The sequence below is a fragment of the Pseudomonas sp. PvP009 genome (assembly GCF_017832995.1).
Classification (GTDB): domain Bacteria; phylum Pseudomonadota; class Gammaproteobacteria; order Pseudomonadales; family Pseudomonadaceae; genus Aquipseudomonas; species Aquipseudomonas syringae.
Genome location: NZ_JAFIBG010000001.1, coordinates 41,976 through 57,268 on the forward strand (window position 1 = coordinate 41,976; position 15,293 = coordinate 57,268).

Below are 15,293 nucleotides of genomic sequence, written 5' to 3' on the forward strand. Positions count from 1 at the left end.
TGGTTTGTCTGGGCGACGAAGAAAGAGGAATCAGGCATTACGCTTCTCCCAGCACTTTGATTTTTACAAATTCTGCAATCTGACTTTGCTGAAGCGGTATCTTCCCAGCGGCATCAGAAACGTACTGCATGACACTCCCATCCGCGCGGGTCACTTCAACTTTCATACCAGCAGCAGGTTCTCCAGTGCTCTGTTTGCGAACCACATAAGGGTCCGCGAAGTCGGTCTTGGGCATCTCGTTATAGCTGTGCGACAGACTGGTCGGCCCGCTAAACGTCTTTTTCGCTCCTTTTACATCAATAGTCCCCGGCGCATGAATCTCGATATTGCCGTCCTTGATGCGGATGTAGCCGCCACCGCTGGTGAGCAGGATGCCTTCCTGTGCGGCGATCTCTATTCCGGCGGCGGTTGAGGTAATCATCACCTTCTGCTGCGCCGTCAACTCCATCGCATCACTTTGCGCCTGTAGCTCGATCTTGCCCTTGGCAGCAAACAGCTTGGCTCCGGCGTTCTGCGCAAACAGGCTGATGCTTTGCGCGACGCTGGCCAGCAGGGATTTGCCGCTGGCGATGCTGACGTCTTCGCCGGTACTCAGGGTCAGGTGTTTGCCGCTGTGCAGGTGTGTGCTTTTTGGGGTCGCAGTGGCGATATCGGCAGGGGAGGAGGCGATCAGCAATGGCTGCTGGTAACCCGGTGTCTTGCCACGTCCACCGCTGCGGATCGCCCAAGCGGTGTCGCCGCCGTTGCGTTGCTGCTCGCCGGGGCCTTGGCTCGGGGCGCCGTCGTCACTGCCGTAAGTCACGTCGGCATCGCTGTTGAGCTGGGTCAGGCTGTCCAGGCCTTCCTGCATGGGCAGGGCATTGTGCTGTTGCGCGGTGTCGGACAAGGTCTTGACGCGCTGTTCGCTGTTTTTCAGTTGCTGCTGCGCTTCGCTGGCATCGATCTGTGCGCCCTGTGCGCCGCTGCGTTTCCAGGTGCTGAGGTACAAACCCTGCTGGGCGCGCAAAGCACCGTAAGCATCGGTGCGCAGTTCAAACCCGGTACCGCGCAGGCCGCCACGGTTGTTGCCGCGCTGGTCGATCAGGTAACCGAGGTTTAGCTGGGTGTGGCCGTGACTGCTGTGGATCTGGGTACGGACCTGGCCGGTCGAGTCGTCCATCACCCAGTGGTTGAAACCTCCGCCGCCGACTTCCTTGCTCTTGTAGCCGGCCATCAAGCCGCTGGAGTGCCATGCGGGTTTGTGGCCGCCGTAGACTTGCCCCATCACCAGTGGCCGGTCGATGTCGTTATCCAGGAAGGTGATAACCACCTCTTCACCGGCACGCGGCACATGTACGCTGCCCCAGTCCGGTCCGCTGCTCGGTTGCATCATGCGCAGCCAGCAGGAACCTAACTCGCCATCCTGAGACAGGCGGTCCCAGTGAAAGCGTACGCAAATCCGGTTCAAGGTGTCGGTAAACACTTCATGGCCGCTGGGTGTGACGACCACGGCGGTCTGTTGGCCGAGGCTCTTGGGTTTGAAATGCTCCGACGGGCTGCGGAACGGCACGCTGTGCAACTGGCCTTCAAAGCGATTGAGGAAGAAGCCGTGGCTGCCGACGCCCAGCGTATCTGCCACACCGGTAAGGGGTGATGGCTCAGGACGAACAGATCTGAACAGCGCTGCCAGACTACCCGGCACTTCGCGTCTCTCCTTGGCCAGCGGCAAATTGCTCTCGGCGAATATTTCGACTTCGATCAGCAAAAACTGTCGCTCTTCAGCCGCCTTGCGTTCGTACAGCGGATGCTGGGTCAGCTCAAACCAGCGTCCGGCTTCCATCTGCCGCACGCCGCTTTGACCTTGCACACGACGTGCCTGCGATTCACGCTGCTCGATCTGTACGCGGCTCAGCCATTCGCCCCGGTCCTGCTTCTGCCAGCCGTATTGGCCCTGATACTCGTAACGTTCCAGCGCCTGTGGCGCCGAAGCCGCCTGCAAAGCAGGCATCACGGTTTCGCGTGGCTGGCCGTGGGCCAGGTAATCGACACTGCGCCAATGCAGCTTGCCGCTGAGCAACTGCGAGCCACTGCTCCACTGGGTAATGCCGTCCTGTTTCTCGGTGGCGTTCTGGGTGTGAAAGCGAATGCTCTGCGGGGCCAGCGCGGGGAGGGTGTCCACTGTGTCGGTAAAAACGATGCAATGTTTGTCAGCGGTATGTTCGACGTACCAGAAAAGACCTTCCTGTTCGCACCAGCGCTGCACGAAGTTGGCATCACTTTCATTGAACTGGGTGACGTAGGACAGCGGGGCGTATTCGCGTCGCAGGTCCAGACGGTAATTGCCCTTGGCCTGTTCGTACAGTGAGAAAACGGCTTCAAGTATCGCCGGCAGGTTCTTGTCCTGCCAGATACGGCAATCCAGGCGGTATTCGAGCAGGCTGAACCAGGGCGCGAAGACCAGTTGCCAGTCATGCAGACCACCGTCATTACCCAGATAGCGCACGCTCTCGACCAGGCCATGACGCTGCGCGGGAGAACCGTCATCGCAGAGGATGGCCAGGCTGACGGGTTGGCCGATGAGTTTTTCAGGATCGTATTCGGTGTCCTGCACCACCACGTCGAGGGTGTAGCGGGGCACACGGCCGATGCGCTCGACCCCGTGTACGCGCAGGGCCTGGAGCTGATGCTCGCCCAGCGGGGTGGTGAGTTGCAGCAGGCGTCCGCTCTGGCTGAGGGCGGTACCGAATGTCAGATCCATGGTGTAACTCCTTTACTGCTTGAATCGGTTTGCGACGTATCTTCGGTTTAACCCGCTTCTACGGGAGGTTTGGCATCTTTATAGTTTTCATCGATCTTGATGCCCATTTTTTTCAGCTGCGCCTCTGTCTTTTGCCGCTCTTTCCCCATTCGGGTTAATTCGGCAGGCAGAAGTTCTCTCCAGCGTGCGTGATCTTCGGCTCTCACGAATTCAGCGTAGAACTCACTTTCTGATTTGAACGTCCATGTAAACAAGTAAGATCCACGGTTTTGCGGGTCGTCTTTGCTGTTCTCGCGCTGTACCATCAGATCAAGATACTCGTGACCGCTGTAGAACATCCACGTATTGATCATAGGCAATGAGACCCATACCTGCTTCGTAAGCTTGAGATTCGGGTCCATCCAGGGGCCTGTACCAACATTTTTACCTAGCACTTCATTTATGTTGGTAAATTTGCCGGCTTCTGTACCGGGTATTCTCGCTTCATTAGGGAAAATGTAACGCTGCCATCCCGCAGCGTTTAGATTCTGTACTTGTTGATAAAAGTACGCCATTGCGTCTTCATGTTTCGCATTGGTTGACACTCCTGCTACATACACGTCTATATCTGTAATAAGCCCCAATGGATTGGTGACGATAGTGGTTGAACTAACGTTCTCAATCGCTAATATGGTGGATGCTGAGCGTACCTTTACAGTGATCAGTTCAGAGGATTTTGACGGCACTATAAATTGGTAGAGGCACATCGTATCATCGCAGTCTTTTCGCAGTTTTACAGATGTTGAAGCCAAGACAGTATCAATTGACACTCCAAGAGAGAGTTCGATCTCACGATTTTTTGTATTCATATCCGAAGCCTCACAACCGGTCAGCAGTATGAAAGCCGCTATCATATATTTAAGTAGTGCGTTCATTCCACGTCCCTATCGTCATAATTGCCTTTTCCATCTCAACATTTTTTCTTTGCATTCTCCGATGATACGTAGAGGCAATTGTTGTAATAAAGATCATTCTGTCCTCGGCGTCGTACAGCTCGCCATCGGACATGATGACATCCTGCTCCGGGTCGCCTGTATCGCATTCAACACTCAGGGACGCCAGTCGGCGCGGAACATCCCCGTACCCCTCAACCCACGTTTGCATGTACAACAGTGCCCTGAAGCTTTTATCCTCGTATATCAACGGTTGCAGTATCATCAGTTGTTCATGTTTGGCAATTGCCAGGAGGGACTGAAATTTATATTTTTCACGCAGTGTGCCTGCCGGCTCCTTCTCAATGGCCGATATCAACTTGAAGCCGCTTTCCAGATAATCAGTCACCTTCAGGTTGTTTATCCTTGGCAGCGCATCATCAATCCATGGCAGTTGCGCAAAGCTTTGCTTGAATCGTGGGTCATACGTACTGAAGTCCCGAGTTTTTATGCACTCATTGAACTGCTGCGGGTAATTAATATAAAACCAGTGCCAGACGAAGATGTCCTGGAATAGCCAGAAGTTTCCCTTGCCCAAAAATATCTTGGTAATCTCCAAGGGCGGTACGGCGGGCGGCAAATAGCGCATTTTTGTGTTGCTGGAGTAATCCAGTGCACACATGACCTGTTTGCTTGCAAACGCCGCTAGCCCTGTCCAGTAAAACCGTCCTTTTTGTTCGGGCTGGCCGTTGTGCTCTTGCTCCAGGTAAATACGTGCGTAATTGCCTGCGATCCGCGCAGCCCGCGTACTGAAGTCTTTGAGCAGTTCATACCTGGCCGGTTGCTTGTATTCGGCGCGGGTCTTCACGCACAAGCGCCTGACAGCCACTTGCTGGCCAAGTGTCCACATTTCGACACAACCCGGATTCAGATCATTGATCGAGCAGGATTTTGGATTGAAATCGAAATTCTCCTTCATGAGTCTTTGCTCTGTCCGTCGTGTTCAAGCCCGCGGTGTTCGGCTACCTCATCGCCAGCTTGCGCTATCGTCTTGCCGGTACTCAGCAACCAGGCTTGAGTCTGAGTGGAGGCGTGTCTGTCAAATATCAGCACCGATCCCTGCCTCGCCCTGCCTACGTGAAAAGCAAGTGCCAGCGACGTCAGCTGAGTCGCGCTCCTTCCTCGCTCGCCTGCCAGCAATGCCTGCCCAGTGACATGCTCCGATACCACCAGGTTCGGCAGTTGGGTACTTGCGTAATGAGAGAGCTGCTCTAGACGTCTGTCATGAAGATGACCGTCGATGACGAGTGCCTGGATGTCGTTCGGTTGAATACCCCTCTGCTCGCAAAGGGCCTCTGCCAGCTGTTGCAGATCGGCGCTGCTTTGCCTTGGCTGCGATGCACGCGGAGAGTGTTCGCGAGTCATGGCTGGATAGAGTTGCCAGGTATTTTCCTCGTCGGGGTTGGCGTGGTCTACGCGCTGCAGGTGCACGATCGAGATGCTTTCACCGACCATGGCGTCGCTGGATAGAGCGCCAGCCCGGTCTTTTGTCGCCCAGGTGTCTATGCTGACGCACAGCAGAGTAGAAGCTTCGGTATCGTTTTGAAGCGCCCAGGGCAACCATTCATCAAAGTTCAGCGAAGGGGTGTCGAAACCCTCGCCGGGCAGGTAATCAAACGGCCAGATCGGCAACGCATGGTTCTCCCATGCTGATGGGGCGATGCCCGACGGCGCAAACAGTACTACCTTCGTGTTTTCCCAATCGACGCTGGCTGCGAAATCAGCCCATTGTGCGAGCATGGCCTCAAGCAGTTGAAGCGTACGTGGCAACGTATCGATTTCCGGTTTGTGCTGGGGCAGACGAATGCGGCGCAGGTTATAACGGTGGCCCGACGGACTGACCAGCCTGGGGTCGTGTTCAAAATCGCCGTTAACGGCTCCAAGCCATGCGCCTGAAGCCGCTTGAGCAGGTTCGAGATTCGGCAGCCACAGCCAGGCGTTGTCTATTTTGACGCGTGTGAGGTCATAGTCTGCCGGCGGACGTGCCGGAGTTGCCTGACGTTGTTCCTGTTCGCGTCGCTCACCAATGACATCCCATAAAGAGCGATGACCTTGGCCGTAGGGCTTCAACATGCTGTCGTCCTTAAAATATGCCACAGTCACTGTTGGTGGCGATCAGACTGGAGCCACACGCAGTCTTGTCGCCATGGCGGGCAACCGGCCGGCCATCTACCAACGTTGACGTGTCACCTGTCGCGATTGCACAGACCCCATGCGGGCACATGACTTTATCGCCGACTCTGGCCACCAGTCGACCATTGACCAGAGTGGTCGGAGATCCTTCGACAACAACCCCGGCCTTGTCGGTCGGGTCGTTCAGCAAAATGATCGGACGCATGTTGAAACTCCTTTTGGTGGCTATCACAGCCTTTTAGTCGCGCTGTTGCAGGGTGCCCAGAACATCGCGGATTCCATCGACGACGCTACCATCCTTGATCACATCGCTCAGCCAGCTTTCCAGCGGCATATTTCCCCATTTGATTGCGCGCTCTACCAGGTAGGGCACCGGGCTGTGGGGTTCTGTCTGTTTGAAGAATTGTGCGACGCCTTGCAACAAGGCAAACGCTTCGTCACGGGTCAGTGGCACGGTGCGCATAGGGGCGTTGGCTGCAGGAATGTCGTCGCGTGCCGCTGGTCGTTCTTTGACGGGCTCATCTGCAACGTCTTCTTTTGACTGGCTTGCCGGTGTCACGAGTTCGACACCGCGCTCCTTGAGCAGTCGCTCAACAAGCTGTCGAGCGTGAGTGAGTACATCGTTGAGGGCAAGAAAACTGGGTATATCGCGTTCGAAGACGCTATCGATGGTTGACTGCAGCTGTTTGCATGCAACCAGGCATTCACTCATTTCCGCGTATTTGCGGTTCAGGTGATCGGTGTCGGTGAGTACTACCGAGCGCTGGAACAATTCAGCGTTGATCTTGCCTTCTTCGAGAGCCTGGTTCATTGCCGACGAGTTCTGTCGAGCCAGGTTTTCAACTTGTCGAGATTCATCATATTTGAACAGGCTGTAGCCCTGTCCCTGGGTAATCGGTAACGTACGGACCACTTCGGCCAAGGTTGTATTCAACCACCCCAAGCGAGCAGAACGCTCTTCGGTGCCGTCTTCCAGAGAAGGGAACAGGGTGTCCCAGAAATCTTCCAGCATGGCTTGAGCCACTGCCAGCGCGAAACGGATACCGCGGAAATGATATTTGTGCGCCAGACCTTCACCTAGCCATGCGACCAGCATCAAGTCTTTGCTCTGTTCTGCAATCCCGGCGCTGGCCAGTTGCACAACCTGTTCCCAGTCGGCCTGTTTCAGATCGGTTTGCCAGTCGCCCTGAGTCAGATAGTCGACATCGGCGCGGCGTGCCTCCTTGATCTGATCGAACAGGCTGGAAAAACTCAGGTCTTCGCCCGCGCCACCCTGAATGGGTGTACGCAATGTGGCCAGCGAAAGGTCTTCGAGGATGTCAGACATGGACGGCTCTGCATTCAAAGGTGAAAAGAGAAGGCCACCGCGCCCTTGCAGGCGCGGGACCCTCGATTGAGCGGCCGAACAACTTCAGTCGCCCGAGGCCTTACTCAGGAGTAGACCTTGTTCAACGAGCGGTCCCAGCCGCCTGCAACTTTACCGCCGCCTGCGCCATCGGAACGCTTCTGCTGGGTGTAGGCGATCTTGATGCGGGAGAAGTTGAACTTGATCTCTTCCAATGGCAGATCGCTCTCCGCCTTGGTTTCGCCAGCCACAGGCATGTTGCCCAGGAAGGTGACAGAAGAGATGACCACTTCTTCCAGTGTGATGGTCATGTAGGTCAGCTTGTCGCCGCCGGCACGGTTAAGGTTGAGGACAACTTCCTTGATGTGCTGGCCTTTGCAGCATGACTCGAAGGCTTTGGGAGAAGCCTTGTCGACATACTTGATAACCGTGAAGTCGCTCAGGTTAACGCGCTCGGAAGATGCGCCCCCAGACGAACTGGCAGTCGCCGAAGTCGCCTGTGTAGCGCCGTGCGTGTAGCTCAGGATTTCGATCCAGTCCTTGAACTTGTCGTCCAGACTTTCACCCGGGATACCGTCAATTTTGAGGAATGCGTCAAATGCCATTTTTCATTTCTCCTTAAAAGGGCTTTCATTGATCCACAAGTTGGATCGCCCTGTGTTTGACCCTGCCACATAATGGCTGGGCCGTTCTAAAGCCATGCATGCCGAAGCAGGCACACACATGGCGATCGTTTTACCTTGGGGGCGGCTCAGTTAAGCGCACGCACCTCGATTTCGACTCGTCTGTTGGGCTCGAGGCAGTGGATGAGCTCGGCGCGTGGCATCTGCATGTCGCAATGCACCAGTGGTTTATTGCTGCCTTCGCCGACCGCGTCGACCAGTTCGCTCGGCAAGCCTTTACCTACCAGGTAGGTTTTGATGGTTTGCGCGCGCTGTCTGGATACCTGCAGGTTGCTCTGCGCATCGCCAATCTGGTCTGCGTGGCCAGTGATCACGATCTTGCCCACGTTCGGTGTGTTCAGCAGTTTCCCGGCGATGGCGCTCAACTGGCGTTGCCCGGCAAGCTCAAGGCTTTGAAAGTCCGCGCGGCCAAACGCAAACAGGGTGTCGGACTCCAGCGTGATGGTTTCGATAGCGCGCAACGACTGTGAGAGCAGGCTATTTATGTAATTGCGCGAGCTGGAGATCAAGAATGCATTGTTGAGAATGCGTGGTACGTCAAGTTCACGGATCTGATCGCTATAGAATGCTATCTGACGCCCGGCAAACTGATAGTCATCGACCTCGCCAGCAGCTTGAGCTGACACGTTTGTATCGCGTTGAACCTGCTTGTAGATCGCCGGATACCAGTAATCAGGAATGCGAGCCTTTAATACCGCAGGATCGGCTTGCTCACGTTGCGCCTTGGACAGCATCAAGTAGGTGTCCAGCGTGGTCTTGCCAAAGGTCGCAACTGACTGCGCGCGGTTATCCACAGGGAGCGCGCGCGGCTCGACGCTGTCGATTCCTGTCACGGTTGTAAGCGTCGGCGCGTTGCGCTGGTATATCTTGATACTGCTCAACAGGTACAACGAGCGGGTCAGGTTATCGGCAGTCGGTTTGAGCATTACGCTTTCAAGACGTGCGAAATAGCGCTGACGTACATAGGGCTCCACGTCATAACCCTTGTACAGCCCCAGACGCATGCTCAGCGGTACGCCGCCACCGTGGTGACGGGTATAAAGATCTGATGAAGTCTGCCGCAGTTGATCCAGTGTCTGCCATTGGGTGTATTGGCCGCTGGTGTGTTCGTCTTTTTGCTGTGCTGCGACCAGCCCGCCGGAAATTGCCTGGATGGCTGCTTTGTTATTGCTGTACGAAACGCCCCAGCCTACACAAAGCAGCAAGCCTGCCAATGCGGCTGTGCCGATCCATATACCTTTGCGCCGGGTTTCGCTGCGATTGCTGGTGTACAGCGCCACAAGATGTTGATCAGGGATAATGACCTTCTGAAAAAGGCTATTGATAAACATCGGCTGCGTCTGCCCGGTAACCGGCAGTTCGGCTGACGAGTCGGCCAGCGCAAAGCGCTCGGTGATATGCTGTGCATACAATCCCTGCGTAGCTTTATCAGCGTCGAGTGCACTGGTGAAATAGAAGCCGCGGAGCAGCTCGGCACTCTGATACGGGTTCGCTCTGAGCAAGTCGGTAACAAAAGTCTCAAGCAATGGTTTGAGCGCTGTCAGTTCCAGAGGGAAGCGATACGCCGCCGGGTCCTGTCTGGTCAGCTGAATGTCCTGTTGCACCAATTGCTGATCGGCAATTTGCTGCCAATGGTCTACCAATTCGCCCATTGCCGCAGTGAAGCGCTTACCCCAATCGGACTGCCTGAAACCTTCGTGAGCAAATGTCTTGCCCATTACTTCGCCACGAGTCTGGTTATCGAGCTGGCGATAGAAGTGAGTGAAGCCTGGTATCAGGTCGCATTTGGTGAACACCAGATAGATAGGCAGGCGCAGCTCAAGCAGATCATGCGCTTCCTGAATGCGTTCGCGCAGGCGCTTGGCAAGACGTTCGAGGCTGTCGGGCGTTGACTTCAGAACATCCTCTACACTCACTGCGACGATCAGGCCGTTCAGCGGGCGTCGTTGCCTGTGTTGTCGAAGCAGACTTAAAAACGCACGCCATTTGCCAGCCTCTTCCTGGTTATCCATATAGCGGCCGGCAGTGTCCAGTAACACTGCTTCAGAACTGAAAAACCAGTCACAGTTGCGAGTGCCGCCTAGTCCTGCGACGCGTGCGCCTTCGCGCTCCGCATAGGGAAAATTCAATCCGGACTGATACAGCATGGTGCTTTTGCCGGACGCGGGCTGGCCGATTACCAGGTACCAGGGCAGGGCATAGAGTGCGTCCTTACTGGATGCGTTCTTCCCTGAATTGCCCTGCAGGCGCTCGATGCTTTGCAGCAGGCGCTCGCGTAGCAGGCTGACTTCCTCGCGATCCTGCGGGCTGGAATTCAACACGGCCTGATCGGCGTCATCACGTAGAAGCGCTTCAAGGTCGTGGCGCGGTGCGTGGCTTCGTCCCATGAAAAGGACATAACCAGCCGATAGCAACAGAAACACTCCTATCCCGGCCAGCAGGCTGTGAAGGGAGGAAAACCCCATCGCTACACCGAGCGACCACACCAGGAAGATGGCCAGGAAGAACGCAATCCCCAGAACATATGGCTGGTACTTGAGAAAGTAATATTTGAGCCTGTTCATCAATACTGTTCATCCCGAGCGTCTATAAAACGCTCAATAAAGTCGTTCAATGCAAGGTGATCGGCAGGCAACACAAGCGAGGCGGCAGACGCGGGCTCCGGTAAAGGATCCAGCAGGTTGTAGCGGTCCTCGGATGCAGCGATACCGGTCAACATCCGATACATTTCACTGTTTCCACGCGACGGAAAGCACAGCAGCCCTGGGCGCATAAAGCTGTCTACCAGCACGCTGACATCCGGCATGCCCGTTTTGCCGCGCAGACGTGACAGCAATGTGCACCACAAGTCAGCCATCGGGCGCTTCAGGCCGCTCTCTGCTGGCAGAGGCAGGCTTATTGCGGGCGGCTCATTGTTCCTCATGGCCTTGCGCAGTTTGTAAAGGCTGGCCAGCCCCGACTGGGTACCGAACTCCGGATAGCTGTGTCGCAGTGGCCGCGACACATCACGCAGGTTAAAGTCCATAAGAAACTTGTCATGCACACGTCGATAGAGATCCAAGTCCTTGGCGGTCCACAGACGCATGGTTCTGAGTCGAGCAAAAATCTGCTCTATATCCGCCCCTTGCGCGCCCTGCATGAGAAGCGGTTTGATCTGCCCGGCGAACAATTCGCACAACGTGTGCGGATTGGTGAACGGGTCGCTGGAGTCCACCTTTATGCTTTGAAACACCATAAATGGATAACGTCTGCCGCTGGCGTCCCGCGAGCTTATGAATCCACCCAGCAGCCACTGTCCATTGCGACTGCGGTATGAGAAAAAACACACGGGCAACTCATCAAACAATTCCCGCCAATCCTCACGCGTCTGCATGCGTCCCAGACTGTTTTGTAGCCACAGATCGAACTCACATACCTCAGGCAGGGCTCCGTTCAAACTGACGAAGTCGGCACTCGCGGGCACTTTGCCAAAACATCCGATCATCAGGCTGTGCCCCCTCTGCGATGGCTTGCCATAATCAGTTTTTCTGCCCAGGGTCGTTAAGCACGCTCAATGATTTGACCTGTGCCAGGTCAGTCATTTTGACGCCGCCATAGTTACGAACGACCAGGCTTACCGGCCCGGCGGCCGACTGCCAGCTGAAACGTTGCTGAACCGTGTCCAGATCGGTGACGCGAGCACTGTCGTTCATCTTCAGCAAGCCCCAACGGCCCGGGTAGTCGAAAACAGTGATGCGTTGGCCTTCCAGAGTCACTACATCCAGACGTGCCCCCGGTGCGTTGGAGGTACCCGGCCAGGAGAACCGGTTCCAACTGGTACGACCGTTTCGATAATGCTGTTCCTGTCCGTCGAGCGTGAAAATGATGTCCGTGTAACGAGCCGATGGCTCCAGCATGATTTCGAAGCCGTTTTCACGATCAGACAAACTGGCGATGACCTGTCCTACCGAGCTGGCCTTGTCGATGCTGTCAATCATGCGTGTATTGACCAGAGGCGCAGCGTTGCCGCCTGTACCCATGCCCAATCCTTCGCCGCCGGCGAGGTTGCCGATTTCGTTGCGTTTGAACGCGGGCAGCAAACCTGTTTCAGGATCGACGAAACGCTGCAAATCCTTGACTGATGCCTCGTTTTCACTGCCAGCCACAATGGGGTACCGGTAAGCCATGACCTGTTTCCAGGGGCGGGCGACATCCTGCGACCATGCTTTTGCGATCTGTTGGCCAGCCGGGTCGCGAAGTGTTTCCCAGGCAAACTGCAGTGGCGAGTTGAACAGGCGTTGCAAGGAGTTCGACAGGCCTCCTTCGCTGGTATCGACGCTGGTCTCGATGTAGTTGCGTACCTGTGTAACTTCGGACGGCTGTCCTTCCAGTGTTTCGCTGATCAATAGCTTGCTGTTCTTGCCGACATCCTGCGATCGCTGAATGTTGGTCAAACGCACTTTGAGCTTGCGTAACGCTGCCAGATATCGATCCATCACCGTGCTGTCCGCGCCCTCTGCATTTTGCGTTGCGAACAGGCGTGCGACGGGTTCGAAGCGTTTTGCCAGACTCCCATCGTCGACACGTGGCAATGTCACTACCAGGCTTTCGGCTTGCTCGCTCTGAGTACTGAAGGTGCCTTTGATGCCGCTCCAGAACCCGTCGTCCGCTTTATTCGGAGACGCCGCAGAGTTGACTTTGGGCAAGTCCCACGACGTGTTCTGGTTCACGGCGTGCAATAGACTCTTGACGGGAGAGTTCTGCACGTCGCTAAGCACTGATAAACGCTCGGTAGCATTGGCCATGTCGGTGAAATGACGCACACCTACGCCTCTGAGCATCCTGAACCAGGCATCTGCGTAGTCGGCTTTGTAGCGAGCCATCAGCTCACGCACGAAGTTGGCTTTCTGAACCATGCCATTGCTGCCTTCGCTATCGAGTACCCAGTCACTGTCGTTGCGCAGGTTGCCTGACAGCAACTTGATCAGTTCGGGCTGCAGAAACTCTTCCCAACCTTGTCGGGTGTAAATGGCAGGTACTGCTTCCGCCGAAAATAACTGATCACGTCCGGCTGCGGGCACCATGTCCGATAGCGTAAGCGACGGGAACTGACGGCTCGACTCCAGCTGAAGGCGCAGATACTCACGATCAACCAGAGAACTGGCGATCATGAAGGAACGCAGGCTCTGCCGTGTTTCGTTGACCAGTTGCTCATTACGTCGCAGCGCTGGCGCGGTACCTTGTTGCAGGTAGCGCACGTACATCGCGGTATTGGCTTCAATCAGTGCTGGACTGATCTCCTGGCCCTCTGCCTGCGCCGCCAGTGCCCAGGCTTGAGGAAGTTCATCAGCAACGAATTCGGCATCGCGGTGTTCATCCGGACGCGACAGAATCAAGTACAGCTTAAGTGCGCTGTAAGCCTTGATCACTGAAGACACTTGTTGCTCTGTCAGCCGGCTGAGGCTGTCTTCCGACAGTGACAACCCGGCAGTCAGTGCGGTGTCTTCGGCAAGATCCGTAGTTGATTCGGACTTGGCGTTATCGCGAAGAGCATCCAGCGTTCTGCGACGCCCGGCTTCACCTGCCTCGTTGACGCCCGAGCGTAACTGTCCGGTCAGATCTGCGCTGTTACGCGGAAGGCTGACAGTCGCTTTCAACGCGCTGATGCTCGGTGTTTTTGCCGGTTTTTTTAACGGGGACTTGGCCGAGCGACGTTTATCGGTAGGCGCCAGTGGGCTCCGATCCACCGTCTGAGCAAACTGGTTAAGCTCGCGCAGTTGCACCTGCAAGTACTTGCCGATGGGCTCCAGCGCTTGGGTACATAGCTGCTGCAGGTACGCCTCACGCAGCGGGATCAGCAGATCATCGCCGCTGTACAGGCCTGCGCCCAACGCGAAGGGTACGCCGTGATTGCCGTATCCTTCGAACTCGCTAAGGTAAACACGCAATGTTTCCATCGCCTGTCCCGAGCGCAGCCGATCTGACCGATCGGCTGCAGTCTCAAGCTGTGTCAATTCGTTTGCGATGCCCGCCAGCATTTCACGGTTTTTGTTATAAGAAACCGCCTCCCACGCGATCAAGCCTATACCTGCCAAAGCCGCTAACGCGATCAATGCAGGGGTCAAGGATCGTGTGCGGCCCAGGCGTGAGTAGTAAAGGCTCAGATTGCGATCCGGGAACACTACCTGACGAAATGTCTCAGTAATAAAGTAGCTCTTGTCGCCTATCTTTCTACGTATATCGCTGTGTATCGGATGCTCTTTGGGCTCAAGCGCGTAGTAATCTCCAAGAGCATCCTCATAGACAGGTGGCAACTGCTCATCTGTCTGCAGGGCGCTGGTGAAATAGACGCCTCGCACGATAGGAGGCGTATGCCCTTGCGCTGAGCGTTCGAACTGGTCAAGAAAACCAGAGATAACGGTCGACAGTTCGGCAAAGTAATTGGGAAATTGCAGCAGCTCGGCGCTGGCGGTTTTGCCCCCGATAATCAGCTGAGTATCCACGTGGTGTCGCACGCTCTCCAGCAAATGGGCAAACTTGGTTTCCATGACGGCGCGCAGGCCTTTGGCGCGCACATCCGACAAGGCGAACGTCATGCCCAGAGGCTGCTGGCGTTGTGCAGTGTCCATGCCGTCGAAGGCTTGGTTGAAGCCTGGCAGCAGATCTGTCTTGCTGAGCATCAGATAAAGCGGAGGGTTAACACCCAGGCATTCGCTGTATTCATCAATACGAGAAACCAGACGGGCAGCCAGGGCTTCGCGTTCGGCCAAGGTAGCAGAGACAATCTCTGGCAGGCTCACCACCAGAATCAACCCGTTAACGGCGGGTTTGGCGCGTTGCTTGCGCAGTAGCTTTAGGAACGAGGCGAACTCGCTGGCTGACTGGTCATCGCGCAAGTAGCGGCCCGCAGTATCAATCAAGACTGCGTCAGGACTGAAATACCAGTCGCAGTGCTGAGTCCCGCTGTCCATGCCGCTCGCCTGGGCTCCGGCAATGGTCGCTGACAGACCTGAGCGTGTCAGTAGCGAGGTCTTGCCCGATGCTGACATGCCGACGACCAGATACCATGGCAGATCAGAAAGCGCAGATGCTCCGCCGCCGCCCGCAGAGCGCGATGAGCGCAGCATCGATATAGCGTGTTTGAGGCGCTCGCGCAGTACGTGTTGGTCACGAAACTCGCCCTCGGCCCCTAACGACCGGTCTACCTCCAGTTGCACCAGGCTTTCGATGTTCTGTTCGGCGCGAATTCTGCGGTACTGACGCAGCACAATAAGCAGCAGGCAGAAGGCACTGATCAGCGCCATGGCCACGTAAATGTTTTCCCGCGTGAAATTCCAGCGCGGGAGTGCCAGCCAGCAGGCGAGCAAACCGACTGTCCACAGGAGTGCCAGTGCAAACCAGAAATTTTTTAAACAACGCAATAATGCTTTCATGTCTTCCTGACC

General features: G+C 55.8%; 10 protein-coding genes. All 10 read right to left on the minus strand.

All coding sequences use genetic code 11. The annotated features are described in order from the left end of the window. Positions 1-37: 37 nt before the first annotated feature. The 10 genes from JOE29_RS00175 to JOE29_RS00220 all read right to left on the minus strand — a co-directional run bounded on the left by JOE29_RS00175 (position 38) and on the right by JOE29_RS00220 (position 15,281). A complete protein-coding gene (locus JOE29_RS00175) occupies positions 38-2,737 on the minus strand; it encodes a type VI secretion system Vgr family protein (protein WP_245226637.1) in 2,700 nt (899 codons plus the stop codon). A 47-nt stretch (positions 2,738-2,784) separates the two neighbouring features. Beyond that, complete coding sequence (locus JOE29_RS00180) at positions 2,785-3,651, minus strand: hypothetical protein (RefSeq protein WP_137982845.1); 867 nt, start codon at positions 3,649-3,651, stop codon at positions 2,785-2,787. Continuing rightward, positions 3,635-4,627, minus strand: coding sequence for a hypothetical protein (locus tag JOE29_RS00185; protein ID WP_137982846.1), 993 nt, complete (start codon positions 4,625-4,627; stop codon positions 3,635-3,637). The genes JOE29_RS00180 and JOE29_RS00185 overlap by 17 nt, the downstream gene beginning before the upstream one ends. Beyond that, positions 4,624-5,781, minus strand: coding sequence for a hypothetical protein (locus JOE29_RS00190; protein ID WP_137982847.1), 1,158 nt, complete (start codon positions 5,779-5,781; stop codon positions 4,624-4,626). Before JOE29_RS00190 ends, JOE29_RS00185 begins: the two co-directional genes overlap by 4 nt. Positions 5,782-5,791: 10 nt before the next feature. Beyond that, a complete protein-coding gene (locus JOE29_RS00195; RefSeq protein WP_024959075.1) occupies positions 5,792-6,046 on the minus strand; it encodes a PAAR domain-containing protein in 255 nt (84 codons plus the stop codon). Positions 6,047-6,079: 33 nt separating this feature from the next. Beyond that, a complete protein-coding gene (gene tssA, locus JOE29_RS00200; RefSeq protein WP_137982848.1) occupies positions 6,080-7,168 on the minus strand; it encodes a type VI secretion system protein TssA in 1,089 nt (362 codons plus the stop codon). Positions 7,169-7,272: 104 nt separating this feature from the next. Then, complete coding sequence (locus JOE29_RS00205; protein WP_005730234.1) at positions 7,273-7,791, minus strand: type VI secretion system tube protein Hcp; 519 nt, start codon at positions 7,789-7,791, stop codon at positions 7,273-7,275. Positions 7,792-7,937: 146 nt separating this feature from the next. After that, positions 7,938-10,433: a type VI secretion system membrane subunit TssM gene (tssM, locus tag JOE29_RS00210; protein WP_137982849.1), complete on the minus strand. Its 2,496-nt coding sequence runs from the start codon at positions 10,431-10,433 to the stop codon at positions 7,938-7,940. Then, complete coding sequence (gene tagF, locus JOE29_RS00215) at positions 10,433-11,353, minus strand: type VI secretion system-associated protein TagF (protein WP_046265631.1); 921 nt, start codon at positions 11,351-11,353, stop codon at positions 10,433-10,435. The genes tssM and tagF overlap by 1 nt, the downstream gene beginning before the upstream one ends. A 34-nt stretch (positions 11,354-11,387) precedes the next feature. Next, positions 11,388-15,281, minus strand: a complete 3,894-nt coding sequence (locus JOE29_RS00220; protein ID WP_137982851.1) for a type VI secretion protein IcmF/TssM N-terminal domain-containing protein — start codon at positions 15,279-15,281, stop codon at positions 11,388-11,390. Positions 15,282-15,293: the final 12 nt, after the last annotated feature.

Bases quoted from the DNA above. Each gene is read 5' to 3' on its own strand.
- JOE29_RS00175 (WP_245226637.1), bottom strand. From the start codon at position 2,737: ATGGATCTGACATTCGGTACCGCCCTCAGCCAGAGCGGACGCCTGCTG.
- JOE29_RS00180 (WP_137982845.1), bottom strand. From the start codon at position 3,651: ATGAACGCACTACTTAAATATATGATAGCGGCTTTCATACTGCTGACC.
- JOE29_RS00185 (WP_137982846.1), bottom strand. From the start codon at position 4,627: ATGAAGGAGAATTTCGATTTCAATCCAAAATCCTGCTCGATCAATGAT.
- JOE29_RS00190 (WP_137982847.1), bottom strand. From the start codon at position 5,781: ATGTTGAAGCCCTACGGCCAAGGTCATCGCTCTTTATGGGATGTCATT.
- JOE29_RS00195 (WP_024959075.1), bottom strand. From the start codon at position 6,046: ATGCGTCCGATCATTTTGCTGAACGACCCGACCGACAAGGCCGGGGTT.
- tssA (WP_137982848.1), bottom strand. From the start codon at position 7,168: ATGTCTGACATCCTCGAAGACCTTTCGCTGGCCACATTGCGTACACCC.
- JOE29_RS00205 (WP_005730234.1), bottom strand. From the start codon at position 7,791: ATGGCATTTGACGCATTCCTCAAAATTGACGGTATCCCGGGTGAAAGT.
- tssM (WP_137982849.1), bottom strand. From the start codon at position 10,433: ATGAACAGGCTCAAATATTACTTTCTCAAGTACCAGCCATATGTTCTG.
- tagF (WP_046265631.1), bottom strand. From the start codon at position 11,353: ATGATCGGATGTTTTGGCAAAGTGCCCGCGAGTGCCGACTTCGTCAGT.
- JOE29_RS00220 (WP_137982851.1), bottom strand. From the start codon at position 15,281: ATGAAAGCATTATTGCGTTGTTTAAAAAATTTCTGGTTTGCACTGGCA.